This window comes from Micromonospora sp. NPDC047707, from assembly GCF_040704235.1.
In the GTDB taxonomy this organism is placed as follows: Bacteria; Actinomycetota; Actinomycetes; order Mycobacteriales; family Micromonosporaceae; genus Micromonospora.
Genome location: NZ_JBEYSU010000002.1, coordinates 268,314 through 283,866, shown reverse-complemented (window position 1 = coordinate 283,866; position 15,553 = coordinate 268,314). Strand labels below are relative to the sequence as shown.

The window sequence follows — 15,553 nt, the reverse complement described above, 5'->3', positions numbered from 1 at the left end:
GTTCGCCCCGGTGCGCCGGTCGGCGCTTAGGACTCTGTCGACAGCCTTTCCGACCTGACGGCCGGAGAGCCTTTGTGGGTTCTGCGGCGATGAAGCCTACAGGCCCGGATTCACACAACCCGACCGAGGTGGCCGCGGGCGGGAGAACCCTCCCGCGACCACACCCGACTCATCGGATCAGCTCAGGCGAGCGTCACTCACCGGTCGCCTTGGCGATGATCTCCTTCGCCACCGAGGCCGGAACCTCGGCGTAGGAGTCGAACTGCATGCTGTAGCTAGCCCGGCCCTGGGTCTTCGACCGCAGGTCGCCGACGTAGCCGAACATCTCCGACAACGGCACCAGGGCGCGGACGACGCGGGCACCGCCGCGCTCCTCCATCGCCTGGATGATGCCGCGGCGGGAGTTGAGGTCGCCGATGACGTCACCCATGTTCTCCTCGGGAGTGGTGACCTCAACGGCCATCATCGGCTCGAGCAGCGCCGGGTCGGCCTTGCGGGCCGCCTCCTTGAGCGCCATCGAGCCGGCGATCTTGAACGCCATCTCGGACGAGTCGACCTCGTGGTACTGACCGTCCACCAGCGTCAGCTTCACGCCGACGAGCGGGAAGCCGGCGAGGATGCCGTACTGCATGGCGTCCTGCGCGCCCGCGTCCACCGAGGGGATGAACTCCCGGGGGATGCGGCCACCGGTGACGGCGTTCGCGAACTCGTAGGTCGGGGCCTCGTTGTCCAGCGGCAGCGGCTCCAGGCTGATGATCACCCGGGCGTACTGGCCGGAACCACCGGTCTGCTTCTTGTGGGTGTACTCGACCTTCTCCACCTGACGGCGGATGGTCTCGCGGTACGCCACCTGCGGCTTGCCGATGTTCGCCTCGACGTTGAACTCACGGCGCATCCGGTCCACCAGGATGTCCAGGTGCAGCTCGCCCATGCCGGAGATGACCGTCTGGCCGGTCTCCTCGTCCAGCTTGACGCGGAAGGTCGGGTCCTCCTCGGCCAGCCGCTGGATGGCGGTGCTGAGCTTCTCCTGGTCGGCCTTGGTCTTCGGCTCGATGGCCACCTCGATGACCGGCTCCGGGAAGGTCATCGACTCGAGGATGACCGGGTTCGCCGGGTCGCACAGGGTGTCACCGGTGGTGGTCTGCTTCAGACCCTGGACCGCGATGATGTCGCCGGCCTTGGCGGAGCTGCGCTCCTCCCGCTTGTTGGCGTGCATCTGGTAGATCTTGCCGATCCGCTCCTTGCGGTCCTTGGTGGAGTTGACCACCTGGGACCCGGACTCGACCACGCCGGAGTAGACCCGGACGTAGGTGAGCTTGCCGAGGTGCTTGTCGGTCTGGATCTTGAACGCCAGGCCGGAGAACGGCTCCGAGGTGGACGGCTTCCGCTGCAGCGGGGTCTCGCCGTCGGTCGCGGTGCCCTCGATCGCCGGAATGTCCAGCGGCGACGGCAGGTAGTCGACCACGGCGTCGAGCATCGGCTGGACGCCCTTGTTCTTGAAGGCGGAGCCGCAGAGGACCGGGTTGGCCTTGCCGGCGATGGTGGCCCGACGGATGGCGGCCTTGATCTCCTCGACGGAGATCTCCTCGCCCTCCAGGTACCGCTCCATCACCGAGTCGTCGACGTCGGCCAGGGTCTCCATCAGCTTCTCGCGCCACTCCGCGGCGGCGTCGGCCAGGTCGGCCGGGATCTCCTCGACCGCGTAGTCCTCACCCTTCTGGGTCTCCCCGCGCCAGGTGAGGGCGCGCATGCCGATCAGGTCCACGACGCCGATGTGGTCGGCCTCGGTCCCGATCGGGATCTGCAGCACGAGCGGCGTGGCGTTGAGCCGGTCGATCATCATCTGCACGCAGCGGAAGAAGTCGGCGCCGGTCCGGTCGAGCTTGTTGACGAAGCACATCCGCGGGACGTTGTACTTGTCGGCCTGACGCCAGACGTTCTCCGTCTGCGGCTCCACGCCGGCGACACCGTCGTAGACCGCGACCGCACCGTCCAGAACGCGCAGCGACCGCTCGACCTCGACCGTGAAGTCGACGTGGCCGGGCGTGTCGATGATCTGGATCGTGTGGCCCTTCCACTCGCACTTCGTGGCGGCGGAAGTGATGGTGATACCGCGCTCCTGCTCCTGCTCCATCCAGTCCATGACGGCAGCGCCCTCGTGGACCTCACCGATCTTGTAGGTGATACCGGTGTAGAACAGGATCCGCTCGGTGGTAGTGGTCTTACCGGCATCGATGTGCGCCATGATGCCGATGTTGCGTACGTTGGCGAGCGCGTCTGCGGCGGCCACTTCAATCCCTACTTATCGTCGTCTCGACACAACTGGTGGCGGTTCCGGCGCCTGGTGGGCGCCGGAACCAAGGTGTTACCAGCGGTAGTGCGCGAAGGCCTTGTTGGACTCGGCCATCTTGTGGGTGTCCTCGCGCCGCTTGACGGCGGCACCGAGGCCGTTGCTCGCGTCCAGCAGCTCGTTCATCAGCCGCTCGACCATGGTCTTCTCGCGCCGCGCCCGGGCGTAGGTGACCAGCCAGCGCAGACCCAGGGTGGTCGCGCGGGCCGGGCGCACCTCGACCGGCACCTGGTAGGTGGCGCCACCGACGCGGCGGCTGCGCACCTCGAGGGTCGGCTTGACGTTGTCCATCGCCCGCTTCAGGGTGACGACCGGGTCGGTGCCGGACTTCTCGCGGCAGCCCTCGAGAGCCGCGTACACGATGCTCTCGGCGAGCTGCCGCTTGCCGCGCAGCAGGATCTTGTTCACCAGCTGGGTGACCAGCGGCGAGTTGTACACCGGGTCAGCGACCAGCGGCCGCCGCGGAGCGGGTCCCTTACGCGGCATGTCAGCTCTTCTCCTTCTTCGCGCCGTAACGGCTGCGCGCCTGCTTGCGGTTGCGGACACCCTGGGTGTCCAGCGAACCGCGAACGATCTTGTACCGCACGCCGGGGAGGTCCTTCACACGGCCGCCACGCACGAGCACGATCGAGTGCTCCTGCAGGTTGTGGCCGACGCCCGGGATGTAGGCGGTCACCTCGATCTGGCTGCTGAGCTTGACACGAGCGACCTTGCGCAGCGCCGAGTTCGGCTTCTTCGGGGTGGTGGTGTACACGCGGGTGCACACGCCGCGCCGCTGGGGAGACCCCTTGAGCGCCGGGGTCTTGGTCTTGGTCGTCTTGGCCTGGCGGCCCTTTCGGACCAGCTGCTGAATGGTGGGCACCGGGTTTCTCCGCTCCCTTCGGCCGCTGCGAGGCGACCGCGCCGTCTGCTCTAGCCGGCCGGATGGACGGCTCTCCTACATTCCAACCAGGGCCACCTCACGGGGTCCCAGCACCCGCGGTCGGGCGTGTCGCCCGGCTCACGGTTCCCGGATCGTCGCTCGCGCGGAACCCGGGGGTCTGTCACCGGCACGCGGCAGGCCGTGCGCCGGATCTTCTGGCTTCGTCGCGCTGCCGCAGGACCATCGGCTGATCGGATCCAGCGCACGCACGAGTTGCCCGGGCTGGCCCGGGCACAAGGGGAAAGAGTACCTACCACAACCGCGCCGGTCAAAACGGGGCGGCCGGCGAAGCGTCTCGCCGCCCGCCGATCGGAACCGTGCTGCCTACGCGCCCGCGATGGGCACCTACGGACACAAGTGTACCGGCTGCACCGGGAAGTGGCCCCTCGGCCCCGGGGTTCCCTCGGGCTCCCGCCCGGCGGTCGCCCCGTTGGTCACGCCAGCGACACCAGCAACGCCAGCCCCAGCCCGAGCAGGCTGAGCAGCAGCCCGGCGCCGCCGCAACTGACGCCGGAGATGGCCAGGCCGCGCCCGGTGAACCGGACCGCCGGCGGTGCCGCGGGACGGCGGATCTGCCGTATCGCGAGCAGGCCGGCGCCGACGGCACCCGCCCCGGTCAGGACGCCGAGCACGGTGAAGGCGCCGGCGGCCCAGACGCCGTCCCGGTCCGGCCCCACCGCCCCGAAGCAGATCACCAGCAGCGAGACCAGGATCGAGACGATCCCGGCCACCAGCGAACCCACCGCCAGGCCGGAGGCGACCGGCGGCACGTCGATGTGCACCACGCCGAAGGGCGTGCCGGGCACCGGATCGACCCGTCGCGGACGCCCCACCGCGTCCCGTGGCGGGGGCGGCGGCACGGCGGGCAGGGAGCCCCATCCCGCGGCGGCCGTCGGCGGCGTGCCGCCCGGCCCGGTCGGAACACCCCACCCCGCCCCGGAGACCGTCGCGGGAGCGGTCGGCAGCCCCGCCGGCGGCGGGCCGGCGGGCATCGCGGGCGGCCCGGACGGCCCGGACGGCGGGCCGGCAGGCATCGCGGACGGCCCGGACGGCCCAGACGGCTGGCCGGCGGGCATCGCGGGCGGGCCGGCGGGCACGGCGTGCGGCGGCCCGGAAGGCGGACTCGTCGGGCCGGCGGCCGGGCCCGGCGGCGATCCGGCACCCGGGCTCGTCGGGCCGACGGCCGGGGCCGATCCGGCACCGGGGCTCGCCGTGGCGTCGGCCGAGGGCCGGGACCAGGGCTCGGAGGTCGGCGCCGGAGACGGCGGCGAGCCGTCCGGGGGCGTCCACCCGTCCGGAGCGGAGGGGGTGGCCGGCCGACCGGGCGTCGTCGGGTCGGTGCCCTGCGGTCGCGCCGGGTCGGTCACGGGTCCTCCTGTCGGAAGTCGACGTCCACGCACCGGGCGACGGACACCGGTCAGGCTACCGCCGTCGGGCGAGCCGACGACGCCCGGCGCGGGTGGTTCGCCCGCGCCGGTCAGTTCACGTTCGGCGCGAAGTCCTGCCCGTAGGGTGCCTCGGCGAGCCGGATCACGCCGACCACCACCGCGGCGACCACGGCGACCGCGACGAGCACCAGGCCCGTCCAGGCCAGGCGCTCCCCCCGCCGCAGCCAGGCCGCGCCGGTGAGGAAACCCCCCGAGGCGTACGCCTCACGGCGCGCCTGCCGCGCCAGCCGGAGGGCGACCGTCGCAGGCACCACTCCCCCGATGAACAGGCCGGTCAGCGCGCCGATCAGCCCGAGTGCGAAGACCGCCCGCGCTTTCGTGGCCCGGGTCGGATCCGGGTCGAGTGGATGCCGCGGCGGCCCCGCGAGCGGGGCGACCGGGGCGGGCCCGGGAGCGGTGGTCATGCCCTCCATCATGCCCCGCCCCGTCGGAGCTGGTCGGCGGGAGCGTCGGGCCCACCCCGTTACGGCGTGCGGGTCGTCGACCTCGGCGAGGACGGTGTCGATCTCTCCGACATCTCCGGCCCCGACGACCGGCAGCGGGGCCGGAGACACGACGAGGCCCCCGGCGGATGCCGGGGGCCTCGTGCGTGCGCTCCTTAGCGGTACGACCCGAAGTCGAAGTCGTCCAGCGGAACCGCCTGGCCGCTGGCCGGCCCGAAGCCGTAGTCGGTCTCCGGGTAGCCGGTCATCGAGTAGACCTTGGCCTTCGCCTCCTCGGTCGGCTCGACCCGGACGTTGCGGTACTTGCTGATGCCCGTACCGGCCGGGATGAGCTTACCGATGATCACGTTCTCCTTGAGGCCGATCAGCGAGTCGCTGCGGGCGTGGATCGCCGCGTCCGTCAGCACCCGGGTGGTCTCCTGGAAGGAGGCCGCCGACAGCCAGGAGTCCGTGGCCAGCGAGGCCTTGGTGATACCCATCAGCACCGGGCGACCGGCGGCGGGCTCGCCACCCTCCGACACGAGTCGGCGGTTCTCCGACTCGAACAGCGCCCGGTCGACCAGCACGCCCGGCAGGAACTCGGTCGAGCCGGAGTCGATGACCGTCACCCGCTTGAGCATCTGGCGGATGATGATCTCGATGTGCTTGTCGTGGATGAGCACACCCTGCGAGCGGTAGACCTCCTGGACCTCCTGAGTCAGGTGGACCTGGACCGCACGCGGGCCGAGGATGCGCAGCAGCTCGTGCGGGTCGACCGTACCCACGGTGAGCTTCTCGCCGACCTCGACGTGGTCGCCGTCGTTGGCCAGGAGCCGGACCCGCTTCGAGATCTTGTCGTAGACGATCTCGTCGCTGCCGTCGTCCGGCACCACGATGATCTTCCGCGACCGCTCGCCGTCCTCGATGCGCACGCGACCCGGGGTGTCGGCGATGGGCGCCTTGCCCTTGGGCACGCGGGCCTCGAAGATCTCCTGGACACGCGGCAGACCCTGGGTGATGTCCTCACCGGCGACACCACCGGTGTGGAAGGTACGCATGGTCAGCTGTGTACCGGGCTCACCGATCGACTGGGCGGCGATGATGCCGACCGCCTCGCCGACGTCCACGGTCTTGCCGGTCGGCAGCGAGCGGCCGTAGCACGCACCGCAGACGCCCAGCTTCGACTCGCAGGTGAGCACGCTCCGCACCCGGACCGTCTCCACCCCGGCCGCGACGATCCGGTCGACCAGGATCGAGTTGATGTCCGAGCCCCGCTCGGCGACGACGGTGCCGTCCGGCCCCTTGATGTCGTCGGCGAGGGTACGGGCGTGCACGCTGGTCTCGGCGTGCTCGTGCACGACCAGCTGGCCGTCCCGCTTCTGGCCGATCTGCATCGGGATGGCACGGTCGGTGCCGCAGTCCTCCTCGCGGATGATGACGTCCTGCGAGACGTCCACCAGACGCCGGGTCAGGTAACCCGAGTCGGCGGTACGCAGGGCCGTGTCCGCGAGACCCTTCCGGGCACCGTGGGTGGAGATGAAGTACTCCAGCACGGACAGACCCTCCCGGTAGCTGGCCTTGATGGGCCGCGGGATGATCTCACCCTTCGGGTTGGCCACCAGACCACGGATCGCCGCGATCTGCCGGAGCTGGAGCAGGTTACCGCGGGCACCCGAGTTGATCATCTTCCACAGCGGGTTCTCCTGCGGCAGCGCGGTGTCCATCTCCTTGGCGACCTCGTTGGTCGCCTTGGTCCAGATCTCGATGAGCTCGCCGCGGCGCTCCTCGGCGGTCATCAGACCACGCTGGTACTGCTTGTCGATCCGGTCGGCTTCCTTCTCGTACCGCTCCAGGATCTCCCGCTTGCGCGGCGGAGCGATGACGTCCTCCATGCCGATCGTCACGCCGGACCAGGTGGCCCAGTGGAAACCGGCCTCCTTGAGCCCGTCGAGGGTGGCCGCGAGGGCCACCTTCGGGAAGCGCTCGGCGAGGTCGTTGACGATCGCGGAGAGCTGGCCCTTGCGGATCTCGTAGTTCACGAAGCGGTAGCCCGGGGGCAGCGTCTCGTTGAACAGGACCCGGCCGAGCGTGGTCTCCACGGTGACGGGGTCACCCTCGACCCAGCCCTCGGGAGCGGTCCACGCCTCGGTGCCGGGGCCGTTGTCGACACCGACCAGCCCGCGCAGCCGGATCTTCACCGGGGCCTGCAGGTGCAGCTCGCCGTTGTCGAACGCCATCCGCGCCTCGGCGTCCGAGCTGAACGCCCGGCCCTCGCCGCGCTCACCGGCGGTGAGGTGGGTGAGGTGGTAGAGACCGATGATCATGTCCTGGGTGGGCATGGTCACCGGCTTGCCGTCGGCCGGCTTGAGGATGTTGTTCGACGAGAGCATCAGGATCCGCGCCTCGGCCTGGGCCTCGGCGGACAGCGGCACGTGGACCGCCATCTGGTCACCGTCGAAGTCGGCGTTGAACGCGGTGCAGACCAGCGGGTGGATCTGGATGGCCTTGCCCTCGACCAACTGCGGCTCGAAGGCCTGGATGCCCAGCCGGTGCAGGGTCGGCGCCCGGTTGAGCAGCACCGGGTGCTCGCCGATGACCTCTTCCAGCACGTCCCACACGACCGGCCGCTGCCGCTCGACCATCCGCTTGGCGGACTTGATGTTCTGCGCGTGGTTGAGGTCGACCAGCCGCTTCATCACGAACGGCTTGAACAGCTCCAGCGCCATCTGCTTGGGCAGGCCGCACTGGTGCAGCTTGAGCTTCGGGCCGACCACGATGACCGAACGGCCGGAGTAGTCGACGCGCTTACCCAGCAGGTTCTGGCGGAACCGGCCCTGCTTGCCCTTGAGCATGTCGGACAGCGACTTGAGCGGGCGGTTGCCCGGACCGGTCACCGGCCGGCCACGTCGGCCGTTGTCGAACAGCGCGTCGACGGCCTCCTGGAGCATCCGCTTCTCGTTGTTGACGATGATCTCGGGCGCGCCGAGGTCGATCAGCCGCTTGAGGCGGTTGTTCCGGTTGATGACGCGGCGGTACAGGTCGTTCAGGTCGGAGGTCGCGAACCGGCCACCGTCGAGCTGCACCATCGGCCGCAGGTCCGGCGGGATGACCGGAACGCAGTCCAGCACCATGCCGAGCGGCGAGTTGCGGGTGTTCAGGAACGCCGCGACGACCTTGAGCCGCTTGAGCGCCCGGATCTTCCGCTGGCCCTTGCCGGTGCGGATGGTCTCCCGCAGGCTCTCCGCCTCGGCGTCGAGGTCCATGTTCTGGACGAGCGCCTTGATGGCCTCGGCGCCCATGCCGCCGGTGAAGTACTCACCGAACCGGTCGCGCAGCTCCCGGTAGAGCAGCTCGTCGGTGACCAGCTGCTTCGGCTCCAGCTTGCGGAAGGTGTCCAGCACCTCGTCCAGGCGGTCGATCTCGCGCTGGGCCCGGTCGCGGATCTGGCGCATCTCGCGCTCTCCGCCCTCCTTGACCTTGCGCCGGACGTCCGCCTTGGCACCCTCGGCCTCCAGCTCGGCCAGGTCGGCCTCGAGCTTGGCGGCCCGCTTCTCGATCTCCGAGTCGCGGCTGTTCTCGGCCTGCCGCTTCTCGGCCAGGATCTCGTTCTCGATCGTCGAGAGGTCACGGTGACGCGCCTCGGCGTCCACGCTGGTCACGACGTACGAGGCGAAGTAGATGATCTTCTCGAGGTCCTTGGGGGCGAGGTCCAGCAGGTAACCCAGCCGGCTCGGCACGCCCTTGAAGTACCAGATGTGGGTCACCGGAGCGGCCAGCTCGATGTGCCCCATCCGCTCACGACGGACCTTGGAGCGGGTCACCTCGACGCCGCAGCGCTCGCAGATGATGCCCTTGAAGCGGACCCGCTTGTACTTACCGCAGTAGCACTCCCAGTCCCGCTGAGGACCGAAGATCTTCTCGCAGAAGAGCCCGTCCTTCTCCGGCTTCAGGGTGCGGTAGTTGATCGTCTCAGGCTTCTTGACCTCGCCGTGGGACCACTGACGGATGTCGTCGGCGGTGGCGAGGCCGATGCGCAGCTCGTCGAAGAAGTTGACGTCGAGCACTATGTCCCCTATGTCGTCGTCTGTACTGCTTAGCTAGTGGGTGGGGTCGGGAGCCGGCGGCGAGCCGGCTCCCGACCGCTCACCTCAGACCTCTTCGACCGAGCTCGGCTCGCGCCGGGACAGGTCGATGCCCAGCTCCTCCGCGGCCCGGAACACCTCGTCGTCGGTCTCGCGCATCTCCAGGGCCACACCGTCGCTGGAGAGCACCTCGACGTTGAGGCACAGCGACTGCAGCTCCTTGAGCAGCACCTTGAACGACTCCGGGATGCCCGGCTCGGGGATGTTCTCGCCCTTGACGATCGCCTCGTAGACCTTCACCCGGCCCAGGACGTCGTCGGACTTGATCGTCAGCAGCTCCTGCAGGGCGTACGCGGCGCCGTACGCCTGCATCGCCCAGCACTCCATCTCACCGAAGCGCTGACCACCGAACTGCGCCTTACCACCCAGCGGCTGCTGCGTGATCATCGAGTACGGGCCGGTCGACCGGGCGTGGATCTTGTCGTCGACCAGGTGGTTGAGCTTCAGGATGTAGATGTAGCCGACCGCGATCGGGTCCGGCAGCGGCTCGCCGGAGCGGCCGTCGAACAGCTGCGCCTTACCGGACGAGCCGATCAGCTGCTTGCCGTCCCGGTTGGGCAGGGTCGACGCGAGCAGACCGGAGATCTCCTCCTCGCGGGCACCGTCGAAGACCGGAGTGGCCACGTTGGTGTCCGGCTCGGACTCGTCCGCGCCGATCGCCTGGAGCTGGCGCTTCCACTCGGCGTCCTCGCCGTCGACCTTCCACCCGGTCTTGGCCACCCAGCCGAGGTGCGTCTCCAGCACCTGGCCGATGTTCATCCGGGAGGGAACGCCGAGCGGGTTCAGCACGATGTCGACCGGCGTGCCGTCCTCGAGGAACGGCATGTCCTCGACGGGCAGGATCTTGGAGATGACGCCCTTGTTGCCGTGGCGGCCCGCGAGCTTGTCACCGTCCTGGATCTTCCGCTTCTGGGCGACGTAGACCCGGACCAGCTCGTTGACGCCCGGCGGCAGCTCGTCGCCGTCCTCGCGGGAGAAGGTCCGGACGCCGATGACCGTGCCGGTCTCGCCGTGCGGCACCTTCAGCGAGGTGTCCCGGACCTCGCGCGCCTTCTCGCCGAAGATCGCGCGGAGCAGCCGCTCCTCCGGGGTCAGCTCGGTCTCACCCTTGGGCGTGACCTTGCCGACCAGGATGTCGCCGGGGACGACCTCGGCGCCGATCCGGATGATGCCGCGCTCGTCGAGGTCGGCGAGCATCTCCTCGCTGACGTTCGGGATGTCGCGGGTGATCTCCTCCGGGCCGAGCTTGGTGTCCCGAGCGTCGACCTCGTGCTCCTCGATGTGGATCGAGGTGAGCACGTCCTGCTGCACGAGGCGCTGCGACAGGATGATCGCGTCCTCGTAGTTGTGGCCCTCCCAGGTCATGAACGCCACGAGCAGGTTGCGCCCGAGCGCCATCTCGCCGTCGTCGGTGCAGGGACCGTCGGCGATGACCTGGCCGGCCTCGACCCGGTCGCCCTCGAAGACGACCGGCTTCTGGTTGACGCAGGAGCCGGCGTTGGAGCGGCGGAACTTGTGCAGCAGGTACGTCCGGCGGTGGCCGTCGTCCTGGTGGACGGTGATGTAGTCGGCGCACAGGTCCTCGATGACACCGCCGACCTCGGCGACCACCACGTCACCGGCGTCGACCGCGGCCCGGTACTCCATGCCGGTGCCGACCAGCGGCGCCTCCGCCTTGACCAGCGGCACGGCCTGGCGCTGCATGTTCGCGCCCATGAGCGCGCGGTTGGCGTCGTCGTGCTCGAGGAACGGGATCATCGCCGTCGCGACGGAGGTCATCTGCCGCGGCGACACGTCCATGTAGTCCACGGCCGCCGGCGGGACGTCCTCGGTCTCGCCGCCCTTACGGCGGACCAGGACCCGGTCCTCGGCGAACGAGCCGTCCGCCTTGAGCGGCGCGTTGGCCTGCGCCTTGACGAAGCGGTCCTCCTCGTCCGCGGTCAGGTAGTCGATCTGGTCGGTGACCCGACCGTCGACGACCTTCCGGTACGGCGTCTCGATGAAGCCGAACGGGTTGACCCGGGCGAAGGTGGACAGCGCGCCGATCAGGCCGATGTTCGGGCCTTCCGGCGTCTCGATCGGGCACATCCGGCCGTAGTGCGACGGGTGCACGTCACGGACCTCGAAGCCGGCCCGCTCCCGGGACAGACCACCCGGGCCGAGCGCGCTCAGCCGCCGCCGGTGGGTCAGGCCCGCCAGCGGGTTGGTCTGGTCCATGAACTGGGACAGCTGCGACGTGCCGAAGAACTCCTTGATCGCCGCCACCACCGGACGGATGTTGATCAGGGTCTGCGGCGTGATCGCCTCGACGTCCTGCGTGGTCATCCGCTCGCGGACGACCCGCTCCATCCGGGACAGGCCGACCCGGACCTGGTTCTGGATCAGCTCGCCGACCGTACGCAGGCGCCGGTTGCCGAAGTGGTCGATGTCGTCGGCCTCGTAGCCCTCCTCACCGGCGTGCAGCCGGCAGAGGTACTCCACGGTGGCGACGATGTCGTCCTCGGTGAGCGTGCCGGTGGTGATCGGCACGTCCAGCTCGAGCTTCTTGTTGAACTTGTAGCGCCCGACCTTGGCGACGTCGTACCGCTTCGGGTTGAAGAAGAGGTTGTCGAGCAGGGTCTGGGCGTTCTCACGGGTCGGCGGCTCGCCGGGGCGGAGCTTCCGGTAGATGTCGAGCAGCGCCTCGTCCTGGCCGGCGATGTGGTCCTTCTCGAGCGTCGTCATCATCAGCTCGGACCAGCCGAACTTCTCGCGGATCTGCTCGGCCGACCATCCGATGGCCTTGAGCAGCACCGTGACGGCCTGCCGGCGCTTGCGGTCGATGCGGACGCCGACCGTGTCGCGCTTGTCGATGTCGAACTCCAGCCAGGCACCCCGGCTCGGGATGACCTTGACGCTGGAGAGGTCGCGGTCGGACGTCTTGTCCGGCTGCTTGTCGAAGTAGACGCCCGGGGAGCGGACGAGCTGGCTGACGACGACCCGCTCGGTGCCGTTGATGATGAAGGTGCCCTTCGGCGTCATCATCGGGAAGTCACCCATGAACACCGTCTGGCTCTTGATCTCGCCGGTGGTGTTGTTGGTGAACTCCGCGGTCACGAAGAGCGGGGCGCAGTAGGTGAGGTCCTTCTCCTTGCACTCCTCGATCGAGGCCTTGACCTCGTCGAAGCGCGGAGCCGAGAAGGAGAGCGACATGGTGCCGGAGAAGTCCTCAATGGGACTGATCTCGTCGAGGATCTCCGCGAGACCCGAGCGTGCGTGCGGGTCGTCCGCCGACCGGCCCTGCCACGCCTCGTTGCCGACCAGCCAGTCGAAGGACTCGGTCTGGATGGCGAGGAGGTTGGGGACCTCGAGGTGTTCGGTGATCCGGCCGAAGGAAACTCGGCGGGGAGCGAAAGCGCTCGACGTACGACTGGTCTTCGCAGGGCGGGAAGCTGCCAAGATGCGTCCTTCCGAGGACCGGTGCTGCAGAACGGCTGGTACGCGTGCACTCCAATGACCCCACCAGAAATATCCACAAACGGACATTTCCGAGCAGGGGTCAAGTCGGAAGGCAGCGCAAACTAGCAGTGTAGCCGAGAGGCTAACCGCTGTCCAGCCCACCCCGCAGGTCGTCGCGGAACGTGCCCCGGGACCCCTCGAACGGGGTCACACCGGGCCGCTCGGAACGCGACGTCCCACCGGGCCACTCAGGTGTCGCCGGCGATGGCGTCGCCGCTGCCATTACCCAAGTGGTGGCCGTTGCAAGCGCGGAAGGTCTTGCTGGTGTCAGCGTGCCTGGCAGGCCGGTGCCGCGTCAAGGGCCGGTCTCCGGCTCGCCGTGCCTTTCCCTCCCCCGGGTCACCGCCCGGCACCCCGGCGGCGCGCCACACCGGACGCCGACCGCCCTGCTCACGTGCGCTGCCGCCGGAGCCACCAACGCGACGGGCGGCGATCCGATTCCCGGATCGCCGCCCGTCGTGACGCGGTGTGTGCCCCGGCTCACGTGAGCCGGACGCGCGTCAGGTCGTACCTCAGGTCACTTGAGGGTGACCTTGGCGCCCTCGCCCTCGAGCTTGGCCTTGGCCTTGTCGGCGGTCTCCTTGTTGACCTTCTCCAGGACCGGCTTCGGCGCGGCCTCGACGAGGTCCTTGGCCTCCTTCAGGCCCAGGCCGGTCAGCTCACGCACGACCTTGATGACCTGGATCTTCTTGCCACCGTCGGCGTCGAGGATGACGTCGAACTCGTCCTTCTCCGGCTCGGCCTCGGCGGCCGCACCCGGGGCGCCCGGGGCGGCAACGCCCATGGCAACCGGAGCGGCGGCGGTGACCTCGAAGGTCTCCTCGAACTGCTTCACGAACTCGGAGAGCTCGATCAGCGTCATCTCCTTGAACGCGTCGAGCAGCTCTTCGGTGCTGAGCTTCGCCATGTCTGGCGTCCTTTCTCAAAGTGAAAACTAAGAACGTGGGTGCGCCGGGAGGCCTCAGGCCGCCTCGGCGCCCTCCTTCTCGCGCTTGTCCTGCAGGGCGGCCGCCAGACGCGCGGTCTTGGCGAGCGGGGCCTGGAACAGGGCCGCGGCCTTGCTCAGGTTGCCCTTCATGGCGCCGGCCAGCTTGGCCAGCAGCACCTCACGGGACTCCAGGTCGGCGAGCTTCGTGACCTCGGCCGCGGAGATGGCCTTGCCCTCGAAGACACCGCCCTTGATGACGAGCTTCGGGTTGGCCTTCGCGAAGTCGCGAAGCCCCTTCGCCGCCTCGACGACGTCGCCCGAAACGAAAGTCAGCGCGGTAGGACCGGTGAACAGCTCGTCGAGGCCGGAGATGCCCGCGTCGACCGCCGCACGCTTGGCCAGCGTGTTCTTCGCGACCGTGTAGCTGGTCTCCTTGCCGAGCGAGCGCCGCAGCTGGGTGAGCTGGGAAACCGTCAGACCGCGGTACTCGGTCAGCACGGTCGCCCCCGCGTTGCGGAAGCTCTCGGTCAGCTCAGCGACGGCCGTGGCCTTGTCGGCCCGGATCGGCTTGTCCGCCATGTCCCTCCTCTCTCGTTGCTCGAGGCTGGTCACCGTCGACGAGCGGGATGCTCGCGACGGAGACGGAGGCATCGCACCAACGAGAAAAGCCCCGGCGCAGGGCGCACGGGGCGAGGGCCGGCGGCACGACGCGGTCGGCGGACCACGTGCAGAAGCCGGTTTCGCTTGCCGCCCTACGCGGGTCGCCCGTCAGTAGCGGGACCTTCGATCGTGCCGAAGCACGGTGACCAGCGGTCTCTGGGTGGAACTACGCGACAAGGTTACGCGACACCCGCCGTGACCGCCAAATCGCCCCCGCAGTGCGCCCGCTCACCCCCCGACGCGGCCCTCAGGCGCGCCGGTTCCGAACGTGGGCGTACCCGACGAGCGCCACCGTCGCCCAGGCCTGCGCCCCGCCCGTCAGCAACACCGGTCGGTCCGGGGAGCGGGCCGGCCAGCGCCCGGACGGACAGACGGACGGGGCCCCGCCACCTCGTGGCGGGGCCCCGTCGGGGCAGTCGTGCTCAGCTCTCGGCCGAGGTCTCCTGCAGGTTCTTCACCACGTTCGGGTCGATCGGGACGCCCGGGCCCATGGTGGTGGTGAGCGTGACCTTCTTCAGGTACTTGCCCTTGGCGGCCGACGGCTTGGCCCGCAGGATCTCGTCCAGGACCGCCGCGTAGTTGTCGATCAGCTGAGCCTCGGAGAACGAGGCCTTGCCGATGATCAGGTGCAGGTTGGAGTGCTTGTCCACCCGGAAGGTGATCTTACCGCCCTTGATGTCCGAGACGGCCTTGGCGACGTCCATGGTCACCGTGCCGGTCTTCGGGTTCGGCATGAGACCGCGCGGGCCCAGGATCCGCGCGATCCGGCCGATCTTGGCCATCTGGTCCGGCGTGGCGATCGCCGCGTCGAAGTCGAGCCAACCGCCCTGGATCCGGGCGACCAGCTCGTCGGTGCCCACCTCGTCCGCACCGGCGGCGGCGGCCTCCTCGGCCTTCGCGCCGGCGGCGAACACGATCACGCGGGCAGTCTTACCGGTGCCGTGCGGCAGGTTGACCGTGCCGCGGACCATCTGGTCCGCCTTGCGGGGGTCGACGCCGAGGCGCATCGCGACCTCGACCGTGGCGTCGAACTTGACGGAGGTGGTCTCCTTGGCCAGCTTCACGGCCTCGGCCGGGGTGTAGAGCTTGGACCGGTCGATGACCTCGGCGGCCTTGCGGTAGTTCTTGCTGCGCTGCATCTGTGGTTACTCCTGTGGTATCTGGCGGGCCGCGGCGCTCGCGT

10 protein-coding genes are annotated in these 15,553 nt (G+C 69.4%); all 10 read right to left on the bottom strand.

Annotation, left to right across the window (positions count from 1 at the left end; genetic code table 11):
- Nucleotides 1–193: 193 nt before the first annotated feature.
- A complete protein-coding gene (gene fusA, locus AB0873_RS03540; RefSeq protein WP_366598244.1) occupies nucleotides 194–2,290 on the bottom strand; it encodes an elongation factor G in 2,097 nt (698 codons plus the stop codon).
- A 75-nt stretch (nucleotides 2,291–2,365) separates the two neighbouring features.
- Nucleotides 2,366–2,836, bottom strand: coding sequence for a 30S ribosomal protein S7 (gene rpsG / locus AB0873_RS03535; RefSeq protein WP_155330225.1), 471 nt, complete (start codon nucleotides 2,834–2,836; stop codon nucleotides 2,366–2,368).
- Nucleotide 2,837: 1 nt separating this feature from the next.
- The gene (gene rpsL / locus AB0873_RS03530) at nucleotides 2,838–3,212 is read right to left on the bottom strand and encodes a 30S ribosomal protein S12 (RefSeq protein WP_007465318.1); all 375 of its coding nucleotides are present in this window, start codon (nucleotides 3,210–3,212) and stop codon (nucleotides 2,838–2,840) included.
- A gap of 494 nt (nucleotides 3,213–3,706) precedes the next feature.
- Nucleotides 3,707–4,078: a hypothetical protein gene (locus tag AB0873_RS03525; RefSeq protein ID WP_155330224.1), complete on the bottom strand. Its 372-nt coding sequence runs from the start codon at nucleotides 4,076–4,078 to the stop codon at nucleotides 3,707–3,709.
- Nucleotides 4,079–4,749: 671 nt separating this feature from the next.
- Entirely contained in the window at nucleotides 4,750–5,124 is a 375-nt protein-coding gene (locus tag AB0873_RS03520; protein ID WP_155330223.1) for a hypothetical protein, read from the bottom strand.
- A gap of 194 nt (nucleotides 5,125–5,318) precedes the next feature.
- Complete coding sequence (locus AB0873_RS03515) at nucleotides 5,319–9,206, bottom strand: DNA-directed RNA polymerase subunit beta' (protein ID WP_155330222.1); 3,888 nt, start codon at nucleotides 9,204–9,206, stop codon at nucleotides 5,319–5,321.
- Nucleotides 9,207–9,290: 84 nt separating this feature from the next.
- Nucleotides 9,291–12,722, bottom strand: a complete 3,432-nt coding sequence (locus AB0873_RS03510) for a DNA-directed RNA polymerase subunit beta (protein ID WP_155330221.1) — start codon at nucleotides 12,720–12,722, stop codon at nucleotides 9,291–9,293.
- 577 nt (nucleotides 12,723–13,299) lie between these two features.
- Nucleotides 13,300–13,689, bottom strand: a complete 390-nt coding sequence (gene rplL / locus AB0873_RS03505) for a 50S ribosomal protein L7/L12 (RefSeq protein WP_155330220.1) — start codon at nucleotides 13,687–13,689, stop codon at nucleotides 13,300–13,302.
- 54 nt (nucleotides 13,690–13,743) lie between these two features.
- The gene (rplJ, locus tag AB0873_RS03500; RefSeq protein ID WP_155330219.1) at nucleotides 13,744–14,289 is read right to left on the bottom strand and encodes a 50S ribosomal protein L10; all 546 of its coding nucleotides are present in this window, start codon (nucleotides 14,287–14,289) and stop codon (nucleotides 13,744–13,746) included.
- 503 nt (nucleotides 14,290–14,792) lie between these two features.
- Nucleotides 14,793–15,509, bottom strand: coding sequence for a 50S ribosomal protein L1 (gene rplA, locus AB0873_RS03495; protein WP_155330218.1), 717 nt, complete (start codon nucleotides 15,507–15,509; stop codon nucleotides 14,793–14,795).
- Nucleotides 15,510–15,553 lie beyond the last annotated feature (44 nt).